Below are 22,282 nucleotides of genomic sequence, written 5' to 3' on the forward strand. Positions count from 1 at the left end.
CCTCGGTCACCAAACTCCTCAGTGCCTATGCCGTGTTGATGGCGGTCGAAGAAGGCGCGCTGGAACTCGACCAGGCGGCAGGTCCCGAAGGCGCCACGGTTCGGCATCTGCTGGCCCACTGCGCCGGCTACGACTTCGGCGACCGCAACGTCCGCTTCGCCCCGGGGGACCGGCGGCTCTACTCCAACGCCGGCTTCGAGGTCCTCGGTGAATCGTTGGAATCCGCCACCGGCATGAGCTTCGCCGAGTACCTGCGGGAAGGCGTGCTGGCGCCGCTCGGCATGGCGGACACGAGCCTGGACGGATCCCCCGCCGCCGACGCCACCTCCACCGCCGCGGACCTGTCCCGCTTCGCCGCCGAACTGCAGAACCCCTCGCTGCTGGCCCCGTCCACGCTGCAGGAAGCAACTCGGCTGGCCTATCCCGGTCTTGCCGGCGTCCTGCCCGGCTTCGGACGCCAGCAAGACAACGACTGGGGCCTGGGCTTCGAGATCCGCGACCACAAGGAGCCGCACTGGACCGGTGCGAACAGCTCGCCGAACACCTTCGGCCACTTCGGCCAGTCCGGTACCTTCCTCTGGGTGGATCCCGACGCCGGTGCCGCCTGTGTCGCTCTCACCGACCGCGCCTTCGGCCCCTGGGGAGCGGAGGTCTGGCCGAAGTACACGGACGCAGTGCTGGAGGAACTGTCGGCATAGTCTGGCTTCTCTGCCTGCCTCGGTGTGCGTCAGCTCAGTCCCATCGGACTAGGTTGACCAGACCCCATTTGCGGGCATCGGCGTCGTACTGGAAGGTCAGCAGGCTCGTCGTCTTCGGGCCCTCGGCCAGTGTCAGGGCCACCGAGGACTTCCGGAACCCGGAGTCCAGCTCCAAGCGACGCTTCCCTTTGCCATCCTGTCTTACGCGCAGCGTCAGCTCCTGCCCGTCATGGGGAAGACCCGAGGGCAGCGCGAGGGTCCGGTTACCGGACAGGGTCACCCGGTACAGGTCCCCGTGCTCACAGGACCAGCGGATAGTGCCTGCGTCCGGGGTGCTTCGGACCCGTTTCCGGAGCGCTTTGTCGACGTTCGGACTGGGATAGGTGCCACGGGCGATCTTCAGGTCCGTGACCTCGAACCATCCGGCTTGGGAATTGCTCCCGTACCGGAAGAACGGGAAGCGCCACGCGCCCTGGTCGTCGAAAGTGTTGGCGAACTGGACGATGAACGTCTGCCAGACTGTGCCGAGCAACAGCGACCGGTCGCCGGCGAAGAGGGCATCGCCGTCGGGCTGGCGCATGCCTGCGCCGAGCCGGAACCCGTCGAACGAGGCACGGGCCTTAAAGGTGAAAACATGGGGCTTTCCGAGTTCGAAGTCCAGCTCGCCGGACCGAGCATCGCGATAAACCGCAAACTCATTCTCGGACGAACCGTTGGACTTCGGCTTCGTCACCCGCAGGCTGGTGGTTCCACGGTCCATATCGGACGGGGCGTTGGTGGTGATCTCGAACGTGGAACCGTCGCCGGCGAGGGACCATGTGGCCGTCGAGGCCGGCACCGAGACCGACGGCGGCAGAAGGTTGCGGTTGAAGTCCGAGGGGGCATCGAAGCGGGTCACCCGGCCGGCGGCGTTGATCGCCTGACCCACCAGACGCTTTTGCTCCGCATTTTCCAGCCGCATATCCGTCGAATCCGCGCCGATCAGGAACAGGATCGCCGCCTCGATCCGGGGCAGCTCCGGGGAAGCGACCAGTCGAATCAGATCGGCATACCACTGACCCTTATCTTCGCCCTGGTTGCTGGCCGCGCAACCGGACTCACAGATCCATATCTTCCGGGCCGAGATGGCCTCGATATGGCTGACAAAACGGCGCAGCTCCGCCCCCACAGGCGTCCAGGTCCCGCTGTAGCCCTCCGCATTGGAGCGGTTGTAGTAGGAGACCCCGATCAAGTCGACCCAATCGTCCCCCACGTACCCTTCCGACAGGTTCTGTGAATCGCCGTCGCCGCCGTTACTGGTCAGGTACCACTGGATGAATTTGCACTTCACGCCCATGGATCGGGCCAGTTTCACCACGCGCTGGAACGCCTGCTTGAACTTCTCCGGACTGTTGGCCTTCGTGTCGCGGTACATCTGCCAGGGGTAGCTGTCCGCGCCGTTGCCCTCGTGGAACGGGGCAAGGTAGACGCGCTCCATGTTCCCGCCGTCGATGATGGCCTGGAACAGCCGGACCAGCTCCGGATAGATTCCGCTCTTGGAGTCGAATTCCTTGACGAAGGAGTCGTTCTCCTTCCAGATTTCCAGCGCGTACATGAGCTTCCGCGTCCTGTCGCGCGCCAGTTCCGGCACGACCTCGGCAGCGTAGGACTTGGCCGTATCCGCGCCGACGGCCCGATAATAAGACACCATGTCGAAGCTCGCGTTAAGCTCGGACTCAAGCTCCTGCGTCGGCTTGAAGTAATTGGCGCCGCTGTAATCCTTTTCAGATTGACCGCGAACGCGAACACCGATCCACGGACGTCTGACACGGGCGGTATCGGCCTGCTGGATGCCCTCGACAAGCGCGGCCTCGAACGGTGCACCTGCCACCCGGCTCGGCGTTGCAGGTTGCTCAGGGGCGGTATAAGAGACCACCCGAGGCAGAGCCACCCCGGCAACGAACCCTAGGGCGGTACGGCGTCCTACGGTAAACGGCTTTTCAGACGGCAATGTGGCACTCCCAGATCCCCTGTAGCTAACCGTTTCAGCCTAGTCGAAGCTTCCGTCGCTAAGAGCGGCGGTGTTCGTCTCGAACACGACAGTAGCCGTTACAACGGTCACCCGCGGGCCAGCAGGTTATCCGCGCTGTGCACGCGTCCCATTCGATACGTCGACTCCGCGCGGAAGGTCTCCCCTGCCTTAAAGGCGCGTTTCTTGCCGGGAGGCAGGGGGCAGACGTAAAGCTTCTTGACTCCCTCTGCTCGGTCCTCGTAGTAGACCTGCGGCTTCTCCGCCGTACCCCACTGCCACCCCGCCACGGAATCGAGTGAATAGTCACAGACACCGATGTGCTTCGATCCCGGGTTCCAAGCCACGCAGGTCAAAGACTTTTGAAAGCCCAAATGAGCCTTGGCTCCCTTCCCCAAGTTGCGGTCCGCATCCCAGTTGCGGTCCGCACCAATCCAAGTGACACGTTCCAGGCTGGTGGGCCACATGACGAGATACGGTCTCTTGTAGGTACCCTTTACGGCCCACTTGACTGTCCGGTTTACTTTCAGGCCCCATCTGGTCATCGAATATCTGACTAGCGCGTCAGCGGCCTTACCGGTATTCCTGACCCCTGGATGCTCCAGCCGTGTTTTCCGCTCCATCCGAATGGACGTACCGACGTACGTTTTCCCATTGGGTATATGCAATTTCCGCTGGCCGTCCACGTAAACGACCAGGGACACCGGTGCATCGTATCCGTGGACGCCGCCGATGAATACGTCCCTACCGCCTATTCCAACGTTCAGTGCGTATTCGTGAGCAGAGTGAGAACGCCATGACGTCCCCATCCTTTCCACCGTGACCCAATGTGTCCCGCTGTTCGGCTTCTGCGTCTCCACTGATGCACCGAAGACGCCGGCATACTTGTTCGTCCGGCCTTTAAGCTTGACATTTACGGGCCACACCTTGAGCGTGTATTTGCGAGACCCGTCCAAGTTTTCGGCCAAGAGCTTGACGTGTTCCTTGCCGTTCGGGGAGCCGACCTCATAGGTGTCCACATAGCGTGAGTTCGTGGCGACGGCGCCGGAGGCCACGGACGCACGGGAGACTACGCCGGCCTCCATCAGGTCGCGGCCCTTCTTCGCACCAGTCAGCGCTACGGACTTGCCCCGTTCGTCAGTGAGGCTCACGCGGACGAGTCCGTTGGTCACATGGGACGCCGTGTGCAAGCAGACGCTGCGGGATCCGGGCGGGAGCGTGTATGCAGCCGACGGTGCTCCGGGGAGGGCGCGGAGGTAGCCATAGGATGTTTGAACCCTCCAGGCCTTTGAATACTTCCACCGGGCCTTGTCCTTGCATCTGTGGCGGGACCGTGGCATCCGGATGTAGGCCGTGTGCAATTGTGGAACTTCGCCGTAGGCCTCCCGGGGCCCAGGCGGCGCTTTTGGTGCCTTCAACGTGTAAATTGCCCAACGGACACGGTCCATTTGGTAGCCGATTTCCCACGAGTACTTGGAGATTCGCTTAAGAAAGCAGCGCCCCCCTTCCATGCCCTCAGTGCAGTCCATCACCGTGCGGTATTCGGCTGCGGCCCGGGACAGCGAAGCAGGTACGGTGACGGGCAAGATAGGGTTTATCTGGGCATTTGCGGGCAGGGGCTCCAGGCTGCTCAGGACACCCGCGAGGGCAGATCCTCCGAGCAGACCAAGGATTGACCGGCGTGCGATAACAACTGGCTGGCGAGATTCCAAGGCGATTCCCCAAACGCCGATGCACGCCACGCAACCCAAGCGAGCTCACACCGCGCAGAGGCACCGCCAGGCCGAAATACCGGCCCATATTCTGCCGTTCGCTTTTGTTGAACGGTTCTGAAAGCGGCGGCTGCCCCGGAACAGCAAGAGATCTTGCCCAATACGCTGTGCATAAACCCTGTAGAAGCCGCCGGGCCAATCCCATACGCCCGGGGCGAACAATCATGAATCTCATGGCAGATTATGATCCCCAACACATCGCCCCGCATGCATCGGGACGCATCCCCAATTCACGGTTTGCGGTTTCTCGGCACCGCTAGTTCACCGCGAGTAACCAACATAGTCCAAGCGCCGGGCCAGGGAAAGCACTCGGCTGACCTCGGATGCACGAAGGAGAAAATTCCGCTTTTACAAAGAACTGGATGAGAGTCATAGGTTTGCGCAGCGCAAGATGAAATCGTCATCGCTGGACGGGCATCAGAATGCAGAGAATTCGTCGTGCGCAATAAGTGGCGGCGCCAGCCGAGCCTTACCAACGGCCGTTGCGGGGCCTTCGCTGGCAGACCGGACAGGTGTAGGACGAGCGGTTCATAAAGGTGTCGCGGCGGATCGTGGTGTACAGGCCCAGATCGCTGCAACGGTAGCAGGGCTCATTTTCCCGGCCGTAGGCGTTCAGGTGCCGTTCGAAGTAGCCGGACGCACCGTTGACGTTCACGTAAAGAGAGTCAAAGCTGGTGCCGCCGGCGGCCAACGCCTGCGTCATGACCTCGCGGCAGGCATCGAGGAGGCGTTCCGCGTCCTTGCGGCGCAGCGTTTCCGTAGGGCGGGCGAAGTGCAGCTTCGCGGCCCACAGCGCCTCGTCCGCGTAGATGTTTCCGATGCCGGAGACCAAGGCCTGGTCCAGGATGGCGCGCTTGATGCCGGTCTTGCGGGCGCGGAGGCGCTTGTAGAACGCATCAAAGGAGAAGGCCGGATCCAGCGGATCGCGGGCGATGTGCGAGGCTTCGACAGGGATCAGCGGTAGCCTGGTCTCGGAGATGCCGCCGGCGTAGCCGTCGCGGGTGGGGGCCAGATCTGCCAGGAACATGCCGCCGAAGATCCGCTGGTCGACGAACCGCAGCTCGGCCGGCATGGGAGAGCCGTCGGTGTCATTGGCCGGGCTAAGCGTCAGCCGCACTTTCAGGTGCTTCTCGTCCGGCTGCACACTGTCCTCGACCAGCAACTGTCCGCTCATGCCAAGGTGGGCCATCAGGGCGAGCTTTGGCTCATCCCCGGCCTCGCCTGTGGACAGGCGTCCTACACCCGCGGCATCCGCCTCCTGCAGCGGCATCCAGAGGAACTTGCCGCGCCGGACGACGTCGGCAACGTGCGCGCCGACCAAGTTCCCGCGGAGGTCCTCGGCGCCGAGCGCGTGCCGGCGGATGGAGCGTTCGTCAACGATCTCGACGCCTGTGATAGTCCGGCCACGGACCCACTGGGCCAGCCCGCGGCGAACAACCTCCACCTCAGGCAACTCAGGCATCTGAACCGCTGGTCTCCGTCACAGATTCGGAAAAGGAACCGCGCAGGTCCCGCCAGGTCGAGGCGGCGGCTTCCTGCTCGGCTTCCTTCTTGGAATGTCCGGTGCCCTGGCCGTGTTCGGCGGTGCCGATCAGGAGCGTGGCCACAAACGTCCTCGCGTGGTCCGGGCCCGAACCCTCCACGCGGTAGGTCACGTTGCCCATTTTCCGGGCTGCGGCCAGTTCCTGAATGCTGGTCTTCCAGTCCGTCCCGGCGCCAAGGGCTTCGGCGTCCGCCAGCAGCGGCCCGATCAGGCGCATCACCAGCTGGCGGGCGGTTTCGATGCCGTGGCACAGGTAGGTGGCCCCGAACAGCGCCTCCATGGTGTCGGCGAGGATCGAGGACTTGTCGGCGCCGTTGGTCAGCTTTTCGCCCTGCCCGAGCAGCACATGCTGACCCAAATCCAGGGAGCGGGCAATTCCGGCCAGCGCCCGGGTGGACACCACGGCGGATCGCCGCTTGGCCAGCTCGCCCTCGGGCAGGTCGGGGTTGTCCCGGTACAGCGCGTCGGTCACGGAGAAACCCAGAATCGAATCGCCCAAGAATTCCAGGCGCTCGTTCGTGGGCAGGCCGCCGTGTTCGTAGGCGTAAGAACGATGGGTTAAAGCGAGACGGAGCGTCTCGGCGTCGAGATCGACACCGAGACGCTCCAAAAGCTCTTCAGTTGAAGGCATACCGGACGTTATTACGCGTCGGCTACCTTGCGGCCCTTGTACTCAAGGAACAGCGCGGTGCCTGCCGAGTCGGTGACAACCTTTGCCTGGTGCGGCAGGCTGTAGGTGACACGGCCGTTCTCAACGGTCTTGACCAGGTTGGGCGCAGTGGCCTTCCACTGGGACCGGCGGGCGCGCGTATTCGAGCGGGACATCTTCCGCTTGGGAACAGCCACGGCTAACTCTCTTCTCTCTCGTCTGACTCTTTACTTTTCGGCGCCTTGTCGGCGGCCGTGCCGGCCAGCCCAGCTAGGGCTGCCCAGCGAGGATCCACAACCTCGTGATGGTGACCCGGATCCTCTTCAAGGCGCATCCCGCATTCTGGGCACAAGCCTTGGCAGTCTTCCCGGCACACCGGCTGGAACGGCAGGGCGGTCACCACTGCGTCCCGCAGCGCCGGTTCGAGATCGATTAGATCGCGCTCAACCCGCCGCTGTTCGTCCTGTTCTTCTTCCTCAAGGAGTTCAGCATCCTCGTAGTAGAAGAGTTCCTGCACTTTGACGTCAAGGTCGTACGCGATGGGATCCAGGCAGCGCCCGCACTCGCCCGTGACATCCACGGATACAGTGCCGGAAACCAGGATTCCCTCGTGCACGGCCTCAAGCTTCAGGTCCAGCTCCATATCGGAGCCTTGCTGAACGCCAATGAGCGCTGCCCCGAAATCCTTCGGCGCAGCTATATGTTCTTCAAGAGTCCGCATGCTGCCCGGGCTGCGCCCGAGGTCCTTGACCGCAAGGGTCAAGGGCGAACTTTGATCATGGTTCAAGACCAATGTACTGAAAACTCCTAAAGGAACATACGACCGACGTATCATCTTAGCTTGGATCCGGTGCTGACCCAAACCCTGTCGCACTGTGTCTGGGATAACGACGGCGGAGTCCGCCTTGCGAAGCTCCACCCGCCTCAGGCGACGGTAGCGTAAGGACGTGTCCTCTTCGCGCAATGCCCTGATCCCACGGCGAGCCGTGATGGCAGCGATCACCGTGGTCGCCGCACTCACGGCCGTTGTGATGATCTGGCTGGCGGCCTGCTACACGTTCTTCTACAACCCGAGCACTGAGCCTGTGCACTCCGCCGATGCCGTGGTTGTCCTCGCCGGGGCGAGCAGCGAACGGCTGCCAGTGGGGCTCGCCCTCATGGAACAGGGTAACGCCCCGGTACTGGTGCTCTCGTCGACCGGAAACCCAGGAAACGTCCACGCGGATAGGATCTGTGACCAGCCGTCGCTCGTCCCCTACGACCTCATCTGCTTTACCCCAGATGTGGACACCACTCGCGGTGAAGCCCGTAGTATCGCCCGCTTGGCAGAGGACAACGGCTGGGCAAGCGTGACGGTGGTGACTTCCCGCTACCACGTCACCCGGGCCTCCGCCTATATCGCCCAGTGTTCGGACGAGGACATTAACCTTGTCGCGTCCAAGCCCAACGCAGGCGCAGTTGAATGGCTGCGGCGGTTCGCCGAGGAATCCGTCGCGCTGGCATCAGCCTGGATACGACCGGTTTGTGCCAGCCGGATCTAGATGTCGGCCGTGACGAGGACTTGATCCTCGGCTTGGATCTGCGAAGCCAACTCAAGAATCCAGGGTCGCAAGTCTTGCCCCAGGTCTTCGCGTTCCGTTGCCAGTGACACCACAGCCTTGATGTAGCTGAGCTTGTCACCGGTGTCGTAGCGGCGGCCCTTGAAGACCACGGCATACACGCCGCCGCCGTCCTCCTCGGACTTGGCCAGGGCCTGCAGCGCGTCCGTCAACTGGATTTCGCCGCCGCGCCCCGGCCCAGTCTGCTCCAAGACGTCAAAGACCGCCGGATGCAGGACGTAGCGACCGATCACGGCCAGGTTCGACGGCGCGTCTGCGGTGGCAGGCTTCTCCACCAAACCGTGGACCTTCACGTGCTCGGCGTTTTCAACCTCGCTGACGTCCGCGCAGCCATAGGCGCTGATCTGCTCCGGGTCGACTTCCATCAGGGCGATGACGGAACCGCCGGTCGCCTGCTGCACGGCAATCATCTCCGAGAGCAACTCGTCTCGCTCGTCAATCAGGTCGTCGCCCAGTAGGACGGCGAAGGGCTCGTTCCCTACATGCTGCTTGGCGCGGAGAACCGCGTGGCCCAGCCCCATGGGATCGCCTTGGCGAACATAGTGGATATCCGCCAGCTCGGATGATTCGCGCACGGCGGCCAGCTTGGCGTGGTCGCCCTTGGCCTCCAGCGTCTCCTCGATGAACGGCACCCGGTCGAAGTGGTCCTCCAGGGACCGCTTGTTGCGCCCGGTGATCATCAGGACGTCCTTTAGGCCAGCACGCGCGGCTTCTTCGACGACATATTGGATGGCCGGTTTGTCGACGACCGGCAGCATTTCCTTCGGCATAGCCTTGGTGGCCGGCAGGAACCTGGTTCCCAGACCTGCGGCAGGTATCACGGCTTTGCGCACAATTTGAGCATGAGACATGCGTACGAGACTATCGGAACTTACCTTGCATTCGCATTTACCTAAGCGGACACCTGAACAACCCCGGCACTCTCTATCGACGTCGCAGTTGAACTCCCCAGACGTGGTAAGCCTCTGTTTCAAGGCTTCTGCAGTCGCCCTGACTGCGGGAATGACAACAAAATTCTTTGCGCTACTGGCCGTTTCATGCATACCACCCGGAACCAGCTTGGCAGTCTTATTCACGGTGAGGTCTTATTTCGATTCCTCCATCCTCACCGCTAAGCAGTTCATATGCTTCATCGTGAAGACCATGCGGTTCAATGATGATGCAACCGGGGCCGATGGTCACCGTCTCTGTGCCAGTGTCCCAGATCGTGCCAACTGGCATCCCGGCCGCACGCGCTTGAATGTCTGCATCGTCCATGCCTGACAGCATGACGCGCAAACCTAGGAATTAGCTGGGGTTGCCGATCGGAAACGAGCCAGAACCGCCTTGGGCACGAACTCTGAAATGTCTCCGCCCAGCGACGCAACTTCTTTGATCAGCGTTGAGGAGACGTGCGAATAGCTGTTCTCCCCCGCGAGAAACACCGTCTCGATGCCGGCCAGGTGCCGGTTCATGTGGGCCATCGGCAGTTCGTAGTGGTAGTCCTGCGACGAGCGCAGCCCCTTGACGATGACTCCGGCCCCACGGCTGCGGCAGTATTCGGCGAGCAGCCCGTCGCCCATCGGCTCGACGCTCACGCCGCGGAGGTAGGACAGCGTTTCGCGGGCCATGGCGAGCCTCTCCTCCAGTCCGAAGCGGTACTTCTTGGCGTAGTTGGTCGAGACCGCGACGATGACCTCGTCATACATGCTCGCGGCACGGGCAATGATTTCCACGTGGCCTTTGTGGAGCGGGTCGTAGGATCCTGGGCAGACAGCACGGCGCATAGAGTCGAATCTAGCCGATCCGGCGGGCCGCGCAAACACGCTTCAGTGGTATTACTGGGAGTCATGAGCACAGCAATGAGGCAACTCGTCCACGGGCGCCGGGACAACGTTGCTGCCCCCTGGCAGCGGACCGCGGCAGGTTCGAACCTCCTCGGCGACGACGGCGGGCTCGGCGTGACCATTTTCGAAGAGATGACCACGCTGGCGGCCCGGACCGGTGCCATCAATCTGGGACAAGGCTTCCCGGACGAGGACGGGCCGGCCGAAATCGCCGCAGCCGCGATGGACGCCATCCGCAACGGCGCCAACCAGTACGCGCCGGGAAAAGGGACGCTCACGCTGCGCACCGCCGTCGCGCATCATCAGGAACGGTTCTACGGGCTGACTCCCGACCCGGAGACTGAAATCATCGTCACCACCGGGGCAACGGAGGCTCTGGCGGCCACCCTGCTGGCACTGACCGGTCCGGGCGACGAAGTCCTGACCTTCGAACCCTTTTATGACTCCTATGGCGCGGTCATCGGATTGAGCGGCGCCCGGCATACCACGGCGCCGCTGCTGGCTCCGGACTTTCAGCCCGACCTCGACGCACTTGAGGCAGCCTTCTCGGAGCGCACCCGCATGGTGGTGGTCAACAACCCGCACAACCCCATGGGCAGCGTCTTCTCGCGTGAAACGCTGACCCGGATCGTCGAACTGGCACACCGCTACGATGCGCTAATCGTCACCGACGAGGTCTACGAACACCTCACGTTCGATGTCCCACACATCCCCATTGCGACGCTGCCGGGCGCGGCGGAGCGGACCCTCACCATCTCCTCGGCCGGAAAGACGTTTTCCTTCACCGGCTGGAAGGTCGGCTGGCTCTCCGGCCCGGCGGATCTGGTGGCGGCGGTGCGGACGGTCAAACAGTTCCTCACGTACAGCTCGGGCGCTCCGTTCCAGGATGCCGTGGCACTGGGGCTCGGACTGCCTGACTCCTTCTACAGCGGCGTCGCCTCAGAGCTGAAGGCCAAACGCGACCTGCTCAGCAACGGCCTGCGGGAAGCGGGCTTTAACGTCTTCACGCCGCAGGGCACCTACTTCGTCAACGTGGACACCGCACCGCTGGGCTTTGCCGACTCACTTGAACTGGCCCGGCGGATGCCGGAGCAGATCGGAGTCGCGGCCATCCCGGTGCCGGTGTTCTGCCACCCCGACGGCGCTCGGCGGACCCGTTCGCTGCTGCGCTTCGCCTTCTGCAAGAAGACCGAGGTCCTGCAGGACGCCGCCCGGCGCCTCGCCTCCCTGCAGAAAGGCGCCTGAGCCGTGGCGGAACGTTATCTCGGCGGCAGCGGCCTGCACGCCAGCATCGAGAAGGACGACCGCGTTCCGGGGTCCTACGTCCTCAGCATCGGCGGCGCGGAGCAATCGCACGTCAATCTGCGGCATCCCGACGACGTGTTCTACGAATACCTGCGCCGGATTGCCAACGTCGTCGACCTCGCCGGCCCGAGCGGAGTCCCGCTCCGGTTCCTCCATCTGGGAGCCGGCGCCCTGACCCTGGCCCGGTATGTGCAGGCCACCCGCCCCGGTTCCGAACAAGTGGCCGTGGAGTTAGAGCGGGAACTGCTGGACTTCGTCCTCGAGCACCTGCCCATGCCCGAAGGTACCGATCTCGAGGTCCACTTCGGCGATGCGCGGCATGAAGTGGCGTTCGGCGATATTGAAGGGGCGTTCGACGTCATCGTGCTGGACGTCTTTGCCGGCGACGATGCCCCGGAACATCTCGCTACCGCAGGCTTTTACGAAGAGTTGCTGGACGTGCTGGAACCCGACGGTGTGCTGCTGGTTAACGTGGGCGATGATCCGCCGCTGGCGTTCGCAAAACTGCAGGCCCGAGAGCTGGCCTCGGCCGCCGGGTCCGTCGCTGCCCTCGCCGAGACCGGCATGTTCACCAGCACCAGGGCCGGCAACATCGTGCTCGCCGCCCGCCGTGACGGCTGGTCGCTTGCGTGGACCGACGCGCTCCTGGCCGCTGGTCCGCATCCGGCGGCAGTGCTCACCGGTCCCGAGTTTGAGTCATTCGCCGGGGGCTGAAGGCTCCATCACCGGCTCGGCGAACCATAGCTGGGTCTCGCCGTACTTCCTGACCGCAAACCGCTCGAGCCCTTCCGTCCACGCCGGTTCGGGGGAACGCGAAGAGCGCTCGACGACGACCACCGCGCCGTCGGCAAGGTAGGCGGACAGAGAGCCAAGGACAGCGCTGAGCGCGTCCTCCCCCAGCGGATAGGGCGGGTCCATCAGCACCAGGTCCCAATGTTGTCCCGCCGGCAGGTCATCGAGAAAACGTTCCACTTTCATGCGGTGAACGGTGGCCGTTTTCCGGCCCAGCTTCTGGTTGACTAAATCGGCGTTTCGCCGGCACACCGCCGCGGCCTTGTCTGCTGCTTCAACCAAATCGACTGTGGCGGCGCCACGGCTGGCGGTTTCCACTCCCAGCGCCCCGGAGCCTGCGAAGAGGTCCAGGATACGCGCGCCGGCTATGACGTCATAGGACTCCAGCCGGGAGAACAGCGCTTCCTTGACCCGGTCCGTCGTCGGCCTCGTGTTGTCGCCCGGTACGTTCGCCAGGGTCAGTCCCCCGGCCACGCCGGCCACGATCCGGCTCACCGGCTACCCGCGTTCAAGGAAGGCCTCGCGTTCCGGGTTAAGGTACAGCTCGATGGCCTCCGCCAGCTCCGGATACTGGGACAGCGTGGAGTCATGCTGCAAGATGGCGGTGGCATCTTCGCGGGCACGGGCGATAACCGCTTCGTCCTTGATCACCCGCAGGAGCTTCAGGGTCGATTTGCCTCCCGATTGCGAGGCCCCGAGGATGTCACCTTCACGCCGCAGTTGCAGGTCGGCCTGGGACAGTTCGAACCCGTCGGTGGTAGCGGCGACGGCCTGCAGCCGCTCCCGGCTGGGGTGGCCCGGTTCCAGCTGCGTCACCAAGAGGCAGGTACCGGGGAGACCTCCTCGGCCCACCCGGCCGCGGAGCTGATGGAGCTGCGAAATCCCGAAACGGTCGGCGTCCAGGATCACCATCATGGTGGCATTGTGTACGTCGACGCCGACCTCGATCACCGTGGTCGATACCAGGATGTCCAGGGCGCCGTCGTTGAACTCCGCCATGGCGGCGGCCTTCTGCTCGGACTCCATCCGCCCGTGCAGCATGCCAATCCTCACGCCCGACAGCACCGGCAGGCTGCTGATGTGCTCGATGATTGCGGCCACCGAAGCCATCGGCCGCTGTTGGTCCTGCTGCAGATCGTCCGGCGGATCCGCTTCCTCGAGCTCGTCGTCGCCGATCTTGGGGCAGACAACGTAGACCTGCCGGCCGGCGTCGACCTCTTCGCGGGCGCGCTGCCAGATTCGGTCCTCCCACGCGGGGTGTTCCTGCAACGCCACCATGTGGGTGGTGATCGGTGCCCGCCCGGCGGGCAGTTCGGTCAACACCGACGTCTCCAAGTCCCCGAAGACGGTCATCGCCACGGTTCGGGGAATGGGTGTGGCGGTCATGACCAGCAGATGCGGCGGCGTGTCGGCCCGGCTGCGCAGTTTGTCCCGCTGCTCCACACCAAACCGGTGCTGCTCGTCCACCACCACCAGTCCCAGGTCCAGGAACTGCACGGTCTCGGACAGCAGCGCATGCGTGCCGACGACGATCCCCGCTTCTCCGGTCGCCACATCCAGCAGCGCCCTGCGCTTGGCGGTTCCGGTCATCGATCCGGTCAGCAGCACCACCTTGGTGCCGTCGGCGTCGCCGCCGAGCATGCCGCTCTGTGCCAGCGGGCCGAGCGTCCGGCTGATCGACTCGTAGTGCTGGCTGGCCAAGACCTCGGTCGGCGCGAGCAGCGCCGCCTGGCCGCCGGAATCGACCACCTGAAGCATCGCCCGGAGGGCGACCAGGGTCTTTCCGGAACCGACTTCTCCCTGCAGCAACCGGTTCATCGGCGCATGGCCCGCCAGCTCGGCAGCGATGGTCTGTCCGACGTCGCGCTGCCCGTTGGTCAGCTCGAAGGGCAACCGGGCGTCGAACTTGTCGGCGATGCCGCCGATCCGTGCCGGCCGCGCGGTGGCCTGCTCCGCCGCCGCGATGGCCCGCTTCCGCCCCAGTGCGGCCTGCAGGACCAGCGCCTCCTGGTACCGGAAGCGGTCCCGGGCCGCGCCGGCTGCCTCCATCGAGGCGGGTCGGTGGATCTGTTCATAGGCCTCGGCCAGGGAGAGCAGGCCGTCGCGGATGGCAATGTCCGGCGGGATGGGGTCTCCCAAGCGGGTGAGGTCCACGATGTCCAGCAATGCATCCACCGCGGCCTTGATCCGCCAACTGCCGAGTTTTGCCGTGGCCGGGTACATCGGTACCGGACGCAACGCTTCCTCGGCGTCGAAGTCGAAGGCGTCCTCAAGCAGTTGATAGTCCGGGTTGGTCAGCGTGAGGCTGCCCCGGTAGGAGGTCACCTTGCCGGAGAACATGGCGAGGGTGCCGGGCTTCAGCTCGCGTTCGGCCTGGTAGCCGTTGAAGAAGGTAAGGCTGATGTCCGAGGAATTATCGGTCACCACGACTTCGGTCAGTGAGCCGCGGCGGGCACGCATCCGGCGCGAGGTGCACTTAAGGACCCGGGCCACCAGACTAGCGTCCTCGTCAGGCGGCAGCTCGGCGATCATGGTCAGTTCGCCGCGCTTCAGATATCGCCGCGGAAAGTAATTGAGCAGTTCCCCGGTCAGGGTGATGCCCAGGTGCTTTTCGAGTGCTGTCGCCGAACGTTTGCCGAGCCGCCGCTCCAGCGGAACGCTCAGTTCATCGGACAGGTCAGCCGCCATGGCTGTGCTCCGGCGGGCCGGCCAGTTCCGTCATGGTGACATTCATCGGTTCGCCCAGTTCGCGGATGAGTTCCAGGGCCGCATCGCCATCCGGCACGTGGGCGTGGACACGCCAGCGGTACCCGCCTTCGACTTCGGTCACCGCACTCATGATGACCGAATCGCCCAGCTCGTCCAGCTTCAAGCGCAGCGTTGCAGCGTCCAAGGGGCTGAGGTTAATGGTGCACATCACTTCGACGCCTTCGTCGACGTGGTCCAGATGCAAATGCGGATCTTGCACGTTGAAGCCGTGCAATCCGTCCAGCAATTCAGGCTGCAGCCCCTGGCCCAGGGCGCTGGCACGCAGGGTGTCCATGATGAGCAGGAAACCCACCGCCCCGGCGTCGACAATATGGGCCGCTTCCAGGGCGCCGAGCTGGGCCTCGGTCCTGACCACGGCGGCGACAGCCTCCTCCACGACCGCTTCCAGCGTTGCAGCCAAACCATGGTTGCTATCGTCGTTATGGGCGCCGTGCACGGCCGAGGCTGCCCGCGACACCGCAGCGATGACGGAGAGCATGGTTCCCTCAACCGGCTCGCTCAACGCAGACCAGCAGCGGATCTCGGCACGCTGCAAGGCCGCGGCCAGCAGCGGTCCCGTCAGCCGGGTGGTCCCACGCAACGGTTCAGCCAGGGCAGCCAAAAAAACAGACAACAAGGTGCCCGAGTTTCCGCGTGCTTCCTCCATGGAGGCCTGGCCTGCAGCGGCCAGGAGTTCACCGACGTCGGACGAGGGGTTTTCAGAGGCGGACTGAGCCGCCGCCCGGATGGTCAGGTAGAGGTTGGTCCCGGTGTCGCCGTCGGCCACCGGGAAGATGTTGATGGCGTTCAGGCGGTCGCTGTGGTTCCCGAGGACCACTTCGGCCTTTGACAGCCAGCGGCGCAGCGCTTCGGCATTGGCAGCAATCTTCGTCTGCAACATGATCCCATCTGCATGCGCCGGCGATGCCCGCCAACGATCGTCCTCAGTTCTCCGGCGTTAACTGAGCCTACCGCAGCCATCACGGAAACGAAGGCATCAGCCAACCTGCGCCTTGTCCCTCAAGAAACTCAGCCCACACCGACCGCTCGTGACATTTCCCACATCCACTTGGCCTCTGGGACCATCGTAGTGTTCTGCAAACTGATGAATAAATGGCTCGTAAATGTCTGCCCTGTGACCGTGCAGAATGTCCAGTCTGCCGAATTTGAGCCCACTGCAGCGCTACTTCTGTGTCGGAGGCGAATTCGCTGGGCGTGTCAACTGCAAGTCTGTTTAATCCCGTTGGTACGCTTGCTTGGGCAAGGACTGCGCAACCGTTTAAGCGTTGGTAGGCATTTTTCGGATAGGATCACAGCAGTCTCGCACATCTAGGAGTAAATCATGCCTATAGTCATGCCTATCTATGGCACCAGGCCGGAGGCCATCAAGATGGCCCCGATCGTTGAAGAATTAAAGCAGTCGAAGAATCTGGATTGCATTGTCACGGTCACCGGTCAGCACAGAGGTATGCTGGACCAGGTTAACGAACTTTTCGGCATTGTCCCGGATCATGATTTGAACATCATCCAGCCGCGACAGACTCTAAACTCGATTGTCACGAGAACGATCGACGGGCTCGACCGACTATTTGAACAAGCTAAACCCGAGGTGGTAGTCGTCCAAGGTGACACCTCCACGTCGACCGCGGGTGCTCTTGCGGCCTTCTATCGTGGGATTTCGGTAGTCCATGTTGAAGCTGGTTTGCGATCGGGCAACCTGTTCTCCCCTTTCCCAGAAGAAGCAAACCGCAAAATCACTTCGCAGATCTCGAGTCTGCATCTGGCTCCAACCAGCATCAGCCGTGCGAACCTATTGCGTGAAGGAATCGCTCCTCAGGACATCGTAGTGACCGGAAACACAGTCATTGATGCGCTCCTCAAGACGGTAGAAAAGCAAGTGCCCTTTTCGGATCCCAGTCTGGAAGATCTCGCCACATCAGGCAAACGCGTGGTGCTCGTAACAACCCACCGTCGTGAAAATCAAGGGCAAGCTATGGAAGGTGTAGGTCGTGCCCTCGCCAGGATCGCCGATGCAGATCCGAATGTCACGATCGTTTTCCCTGTCCATAAGAATCCGGCGGTCCGAGAGGCGGTACTTCCGGCCATCCGAGGCAAGAAGAACGTCGTGATCACCGAACCTCTAGCCTACGGGGAGTTTACGAGGCTGCTGTCCCTGGCTCACGTTGTGCTAACAGACTCTGGCGGAGTCCAGGAGGAGGCACCAAGTCTGGGCAAACCCGTCCTAGTGATGCGCGACAACACAGAACGTCCCGAAGCCGTGCATGCGGGAACTGTCATGCTCATCGGAACCCACGAAGACCGTATTGTCAAAGAGGTGGACCGGCTCCTCAATGAGGATGAGCACTACGAATCCATGGCAAATGCCGTCAATCCATATGGCGATGGCTTGGCTGCCAAACGGACCGTAGCAGCCATTGAGCAGCTAGTCGGCGTGGGATCCAGAATTGCTGACTTCGCAGGCTAGTGACTAGGTGCCCGATGTGACTAGCGGCAGGTACTGTCATGCCTAATAACCAACGACGAATGACAAAGTAGATAGAGAACGATGACCATACAAAACAAAAAAAGAATCGCCGTTATCGGTTTGGGCTACATCGGTCTGCCCACGGCTGTGGTGCTCGCGGTCAACGGGCATGACGTCACGGGGGTAGATGTAAAGCAGAGCACAGTCGAGGCGATCAATAGGGGTGAACTCCCTTTCGTCGAGCCCGATTTGGGCGCCTCTCTGACTGGCACCGTGGCTGCGGGCAAACTTCGTGCTACGACGTCGACACCAGAGGCAGAGGCCTACATTGTGGCTGTGCCGACGCCTTTCAAGGACGGACATACTGCCGATCTTAGTTTCATTGAAGCGGCGGCCAAAGGAATCGCTCCCCAGCTTCGGGGAGGGGAACTCATCATCCTCGAGTCCACCTCACCGCCGGGCGCAACCCAGCACATGGCGGACATCATAATGGATGAACGGCCGGATCTCAGTTTAGGCGGCGATGCTTCCAATTCCATTCATGTGGCCCATTGCCCGGAACGGGTGCTCCCCGGCCGGGTCATGATCGAGCTAGTTGAGAACGACAGAATTGTCGGTGGCCTGACGCCCGGAGCCGCCGAAATGGCGAAAAACCTCTATTCGTCCTTCTGCAAGGCAGAGATTCACATCACCGACGCTGTGACAGCGGAGATGGCAAAGCTCGTGGAAAACTCTTTCCGCGATGTCAACATTGCTTTCGCCAATGAGCTTTCCGTGATCGCCGACAAGCTCAACGTCGACGTATGGGAACTCATTGAACTCGCTAACCACCACCCGCGCGTAAACATTCTCCAGCCCGGCCCCGGAGTCGGCGGACATTGCATCGCTGTTGATCCATGGTTTATTGTGTCGGCGATGCCCGAGGATGCCAAGATAATCCGCTTGGCACGAGAGACAAATGATGGCAAGCCGCAGATTGTGATTGGCAAGGTCTTGGCCGCACTAATCGGGGTGGAATCTCCGACGATCGCCGCACTAGGCCTGGCCTTCAAGGCGGACATCGACGACCTGCGCGAGTCGCCCGCCAGGGATATTGCAGGCCGGCTGGCGGACGCGATTCCCAATGGTCAGCTACTCGCGGTCGAACCGAACATCTCCGAGCTTCCAGCCGAATTGCACAACCGCAAGAACGTGCGGCTCAGCGAACTCGAACCGGCCATCGCGGCCGCCGATCTCGTCCTCCTGCTCGTAGACCATGAAGAGTTCAAGAAGTTCGACACCGATAAGATGTTGGACAAGAAAATCATCGACACTAGAGGCGTATGGCGCCAGATACACGCCGACACTCCTTCCCTCGTGTCGTAGCCCGCATTTAGGTCTGCCAGATTCGGAAACGAAGAGAGCCTGAAATCGTCGACAGGTCTGGACGATGGTATTGGCGAGCCACAAAATTCGGCTTGACATCGACGGTTTTCCGCTGTTTGGCAGCACGGTAGAGCGGTGATCGTGCCACCAACAAGGTCAACGGACTGACACGACGTGTCCGGGGCCGAGGCGGTCAGCCGGCCGTTGCCGAACGAACGTTGCGGCGAAACAGTCCATTAGAGACGTTCGGAGACGCTGTGGGTCAGCCATTCGACCTCTACTTGCACCAGGTTGGCGACCCTAAGGCACTATAGTGTTGAAGGAAATTTGCGAACAGAAATCCGGGAGGTCGACCCTGTGAGCTACATGCCGACTGAGATTCCTGCCGCACGGCATCTGGGACTCTTCGGAAAAAAGCAGGCCCAAGAGCGTGGGCTGAGCCGGCAGAGTGCGTCACGTACTGGAAGCACGTACGAACGCAAGCGAAGAATAGCCGGTTTTATAGTTGTACTTGTTGTCACCGCCGTCCCGGCGATCCTAGCCGCACTTATTTTCTTAAATTAGCCAAGTTTGCTGGGGGCCTATGTTCTTCGTCAAGGCAGCCTGACGCCTTTACGAAGAATATGGGCCCCCGACCCCCTTATTAGCTCAGAAAGCTCGGGCTGCTTTTCGTCGAGAATAGTCGTAAACTATCGATATTCGACCTCGGTGCTCCCTTAAGCAACAGCATCAGCGGTCCAGTACTAAAATCTGATCGGATGCCATAAACAAGTCGCTGCCGACCAGATTCAGCTAGGGCGTTACAGTTAGTTCCCTCCTTAAGTCGTTGTAAACTTGTTGGTACGCTGGCACATTCGATGACCACGAGCGATTCTCGCGTACCCATCGGCTGCCATGCTCGCCCATCTTCCGCCTCTGATCAGGATCTCCCACCAGCTCGGTGAGTACTAGCGCCAGGGAGCTTGAATCATCAGCGGCAAAGGTTCGTGCCGCTCCCCCAGAATCCTGAGCAATCTCTACTAATGCGGCCACATCCGACATCACTACTGCCCTCCCCGTTGAAAACGCTTCAAACGGCTTGAGCGGAGTGACTAGTTCAGTGACTCGAGTCCTCCTACGTGGCACAACGAAAATGTCAATTGCGTGGTAGTAGGCAAGAACATCCTCGTGTGGAATCCGTCCGGTAAAGATCACGTTTGGAATGTTGTTCTTTTCCGCATGGTTTCGGAGGCGATTTAGATGGGGCCCGTCTCCAACTATCAGCAAATGCACGTTTTCATGGTTGTTGGAAAGTTTCTGGTACCCGTCAAGCAGCGTATCGATACCTTCATACTCGACTATTGAAGAAATGTAACCGACAACAACTTGATCGTCGTCTATATCTAACAGTTCCCGGGCCGAAGGCGACTCTGTGGGCGGGGGAAAATCCTCCGGGTCAACAGCATTCCGAGCCAGTGTTACGTTGTCCCTCTCGACCGCTCCATCGGGGCTCTCTTCCAAGATGAAATCTTTCATCGTCTCCGCCAGCGTGATTACTCGGTCAGCACGCTCGCGAACCCGCCGCTCACTCTGGCGACGCAGTTCGTAAAGTTCAGGAGCGCCGTACATCCGCATGTGAAGGTCGACATCTTCCCAACCTTGTGCTTTAGCAATTCGGGATATCCAAGTTTCTTCCCAGAATCCTCGAGCTTCGTAGACCACGGGCACTCCGGTGGCACGTCCAACATGGGTCGCTAGCGCACCGTTCGTAAAGTCTGAATGGGCATGAATCACACTGGGACTGATCCTTGTGACCAGTGCGTAAAGTTTCTCCGCATTGCAACTCATCCAGTCCGAGCGCAGCGCATTCTTCTTCGATGGGCCCGCAAGAAGCACCGTACGGACACCACCGACGGTATGCTCTACTTCGTCCTCAAGCCCCTCTTCATGGTTGCCACCCACCTGCACTGCGATGACGCACTCAGTTCCTCCGGCAGAGAGAGCCTCCGTCGTGTACCGCGTGCGTACGGTGTACCCCGTTTGCTTTTCTGGGAGGGCTTTGCCAACGAAGTGCAGGACCGGACCCTCTGGGTCGTAGACCATGGCGGGGGGAAGCTCCGGAAGCATACCCCATGGATCGCGATGGAATTCGTATTCGGCATTGAGCAGTTCCCGAGCAGCAATGTCCTTGTAGCTTTTAGTCCTAAAGACGACTTCATCTAGAGCCCTGAGCGCATGTACGAGGTATCCCGTCCTCCGACCATGCCAAAAGATGCGTCGAAGGTGCGAAGTAGCCAGATCAGAGTAGAGATCAAAATGTCCGACAACTTCTTTGGCCTCCAACATGTATCCGCCATCGATAAAGAGCCTTACCGCTTCCACTGCTTCTTTACGAGTGAACAGAACGGACAGCGGCGTGCCATCGTACAGGGCCCTTCGTACGGGCAGAAGCCACACATATGGGTCCCGTTCAGGGACTTTCGACCTCTTACCGGGCTCAACGTATGTGCCATATTTATGGATACCAGGGGATGATTGAGCGCTCGACGCCCGATTGAACTCAAGCCCACGCACGGTCACTGTGCCTTGTCCCGTTGTACGGATGGAAACTACCAGTGCGGTAGTCTCAGGCATCGGTACGAAGAGTACCCGCTCGAGGTTCCCTACCAGCACCCTAGACGTCCTCGTTCCAACGGGATCGAATTCATGCACAACTAGCTGAGCACGGACGCGATCCTCGCTATCCGCATTCAACGCGACGATATAAGAAGCGTCTCGGGGAACGGGGACCCCATGCCCCTCGGCAAGCTCGTCGAGATCAGATGCCGTCGCGTTCAGCACGGTATGGAGAGTGAATTTCTCCGCTTTTGTCAGAGAAAGGTTCCCTGAATCGTCAAGGTAAACGGAGACCGGTTGGTTCTTACCGATATTCCATCGGTTCCCCCACTCGGGATCCGCTATGAAACCTGGAATAGGAAGGTTCTCTAACATCTTCATTCTCGCGCGTTGCTCCTTGCTGTTTTTCGAACGCATTCTCTCGAGACCACCAGTCAAGGGTACGCGAGTGTACCCAGCGTCTCCGACGATGTCTTCACTCTACGGCTTCGTTCAGGCACAATTCACACCATGGGTAGGGACTAACAATCCGGCCTCCTCCACATAGATCTCATCCCATTTACGGTCGCATGCTTCCTCTGATCCAAGACCGCGTACTACCTCGTCACGAAACCAAGGATGTCGTCGAAGGTTCTTGGTTCTCCGCCCCAGCGTGTCCAGACTCATCAGAGGATTCGCGGCTTGTGAGCTTCTCTGCATGGCCCGTGGACTCTACGTACTTCCTAAAGGGCGTGAAGTGGTTCTCATAGAGGACCGGCGGAAGCGGGGCAAGTCCGATCCCATACCGAGCCGCGCAAGCCGTCCTGGCAGGCCGGGCAAAGGCGGTGCCCAAGGCCCGCAATGGGGTGGTTGAAGCAATGCCGATGTTACGCACCGA

General features: G+C 61.5%; 19 protein-coding genes. 6 read left to right on the forward strand and 13 right to left on the reverse strand.

All coding sequences use genetic code 11. From position 1 onward, the window contains the following. On the forward strand, positions 1-698 hold a 698-nt coding region (locus AC5RWT_RS11170), incomplete at its 5' end, for a serine hydrolase domain-containing protein (RefSeq protein ID WP_494080280.1). Between the two features lie 34 nt (positions 699-732). On the opposite strand, the gene AC5RWT_RS11175 is transcribed toward AC5RWT_RS11170, so the two are convergent. The 6 genes from AC5RWT_RS11175 to AC5RWT_RS11200 all read right to left on the reverse strand — a co-directional run bounded on the left by AC5RWT_RS11175 (position 733) and on the right by AC5RWT_RS11200 (position 7,433). Continuing rightward, positions 733-2,568 carry a glycosyl hydrolase gene (locus AC5RWT_RS11175; RefSeq protein ID WP_494080281.1) on the reverse strand — a complete coding sequence of 612 codons (1,836 nt, stop codon included), beginning with the start codon at positions 2,566-2,568 and terminating at the stop codon, positions 733-735. A gap of 227 nt (positions 2,569-2,795) precedes the next feature. After that, on the reverse strand, positions 2,796-3,857 hold the full coding sequence (locus tag AC5RWT_RS11180; protein ID WP_494080282.1) for a hypothetical protein: 1,062 nt from the start codon (positions 3,855-3,857) through the stop codon (positions 2,796-2,798). Positions 3,858-4,947: 1,090 nt separating this feature from the next. After that, entirely contained in the window at positions 4,948-5,940 is a 993-nt protein-coding gene (gene mutM, locus AC5RWT_RS11185; protein ID WP_494080283.1) for a bifunctional DNA-formamidopyrimidine glycosylase/DNA-(apurinic or apyrimidinic site) lyase, read from the reverse strand. Continuing rightward, entirely contained in the window at positions 5,933-6,652 is a 720-nt protein-coding gene (gene rnc / locus AC5RWT_RS11190; RefSeq protein ID WP_494080284.1) for a ribonuclease III, read from the reverse strand. The genes mutM and rnc overlap by 8 nt, the downstream gene beginning before the upstream one ends. A gap of 11 nt (positions 6,653-6,663) precedes the next feature. Next, entirely contained in the window at positions 6,664-6,867 is a 204-nt protein-coding gene (gene rpmF, locus AC5RWT_RS11195) for a 50S ribosomal protein L32 (protein ID WP_127511582.1), read from the reverse strand. 2 nt (positions 6,868-6,869) lie between these two features. Next, positions 6,870-7,433, reverse strand: a complete 564-nt coding sequence (locus AC5RWT_RS11200) for a YceD family protein (RefSeq protein WP_494080285.1) — start codon at positions 7,431-7,433, stop codon at positions 6,870-6,872. A 184-nt stretch (positions 7,434-7,617) separates the two neighbouring features. Between AC5RWT_RS11200 and AC5RWT_RS11205 the strand changes: the two genes are divergently transcribed. After that, on the forward strand, positions 7,618-8,211 hold the full coding sequence (locus tag AC5RWT_RS11205) for a YdcF family protein (protein ID WP_494080286.1): 594 nt from the start codon (positions 7,618-7,620) through the stop codon (positions 8,209-8,211). On the opposite strand, the gene galU is transcribed toward AC5RWT_RS11205, so the two are convergent. The 3 genes from galU to coaD all read right to left on the reverse strand — a co-directional run bounded on the left by galU (position 8,208) and on the right by coaD (position 10,055). Further along, the gene (galU, locus tag AC5RWT_RS11210) at positions 8,208-9,140 is read right to left on the reverse strand and encodes a UTP--glucose-1-phosphate uridylyltransferase GalU (RefSeq protein WP_494080287.1); all 933 of its coding nucleotides are present in this window, start codon (positions 9,138-9,140) and stop codon (positions 8,208-8,210) included. The genes AC5RWT_RS11205 and galU overlap by 4 nt on opposite strands. A 217-nt stretch (positions 9,141-9,357) precedes the next feature. Then, positions 9,358-9,546, reverse strand: a complete 189-nt coding sequence (locus tag AC5RWT_RS11215; protein WP_494080288.1) for a hypothetical protein — start codon at positions 9,544-9,546, stop codon at positions 9,358-9,360. A gap of 23 nt (positions 9,547-9,569) precedes the next feature. Then, on the reverse strand, positions 9,570-10,055 hold the full coding sequence (gene coaD / locus AC5RWT_RS11220) for a pantetheine-phosphate adenylyltransferase (RefSeq protein WP_494080289.1): 486 nt from the start codon (positions 10,053-10,055) through the stop codon (positions 9,570-9,572). A 63-nt stretch (positions 10,056-10,118) separates the two neighbouring features. On the opposite strand from coaD, the gene AC5RWT_RS11225 reads away from it, so the two are divergent. After that, complete coding sequence (locus tag AC5RWT_RS11225; protein ID WP_494080290.1) at positions 10,119-11,360, forward strand: aminotransferase class I/II-fold pyridoxal phosphate-dependent enzyme; 1,242 nt, start codon at positions 10,119-10,121, stop codon at positions 11,358-11,360. A gap of 3 nt (positions 11,361-11,363) precedes the next feature. Further along, positions 11,364-12,134 (forward strand): spermidine synthase, encoded by a 771-nt coding sequence (locus AC5RWT_RS11230; protein WP_494080291.1) that lies wholly within the window; start codon positions 11,364-11,366, stop codon positions 12,132-12,134. Here the strand turns inward: AC5RWT_RS11230 and rsmD are convergent. From rsmD to AC5RWT_RS11245, 3 genes are read right to left on the reverse strand one after another with little or no spacing between them, the layout of a single operon-like run. Beyond that, the gene (rsmD, locus tag AC5RWT_RS11235) at positions 12,117-12,707 is read right to left on the reverse strand and encodes a 16S rRNA (guanine(966)-N(2))-methyltransferase RsmD (RefSeq protein ID WP_494080292.1); all 591 of its coding nucleotides are present in this window, start codon (positions 12,705-12,707) and stop codon (positions 12,117-12,119) included. The genes AC5RWT_RS11230 and rsmD overlap by 18 nt on opposite strands. 3 nt (positions 12,708-12,710) lie before the next feature. Continuing rightward, positions 12,711-14,888 carry an ATP-dependent DNA helicase RecG gene (locus tag AC5RWT_RS11240; protein WP_494080329.1) on the reverse strand — a complete coding sequence of 726 codons (2,178 nt, stop codon included), beginning with the start codon at positions 14,886-14,888 and terminating at the stop codon, positions 12,711-12,713. Between the two features lies 1 nt (position 14,889). Beyond that, the gene (locus AC5RWT_RS11245; protein ID WP_494080293.1) at positions 14,890-15,861 is read right to left on the reverse strand and encodes a DAK2 domain-containing protein; all 972 of its coding nucleotides are present in this window, start codon (positions 15,859-15,861) and stop codon (positions 14,890-14,892) included. 441 nt (positions 15,862-16,302) lie between these two features. Between AC5RWT_RS11245 and wecB the strand changes: the two genes are divergently transcribed. Next, on the forward strand, positions 16,303-17,445 hold the full coding sequence (gene wecB, locus AC5RWT_RS11250) for a non-hydrolyzing UDP-N-acetylglucosamine 2-epimerase (RefSeq protein WP_494080294.1): 1,143 nt from the start codon (positions 16,303-16,305) through the stop codon (positions 17,443-17,445). An 81-nt stretch (positions 17,446-17,526) separates the two neighbouring features. Next, positions 17,527-18,810 (forward strand): UDP-N-acetyl-D-mannosamine dehydrogenase, encoded by a 1,284-nt coding sequence (gene wecC, locus AC5RWT_RS11255; protein ID WP_494080295.1) that lies wholly within the window; start codon positions 17,527-17,529, stop codon positions 18,808-18,810. A 792-nt stretch (positions 18,811-19,602) separates the two neighbouring features. Here wecC and AC5RWT_RS11260 read toward each other — a convergent pair. Next, entirely contained in the window at positions 19,603-21,786 is a 2,184-nt protein-coding gene (locus AC5RWT_RS11260; protein ID WP_494080296.1) for a glycosyltransferase, read from the reverse strand. Positions 21,787-22,282: the final 496 nt, after the last annotated feature.

This window comes from Arthrobacter sp. Dra40, from assembly GCF_059091905.1.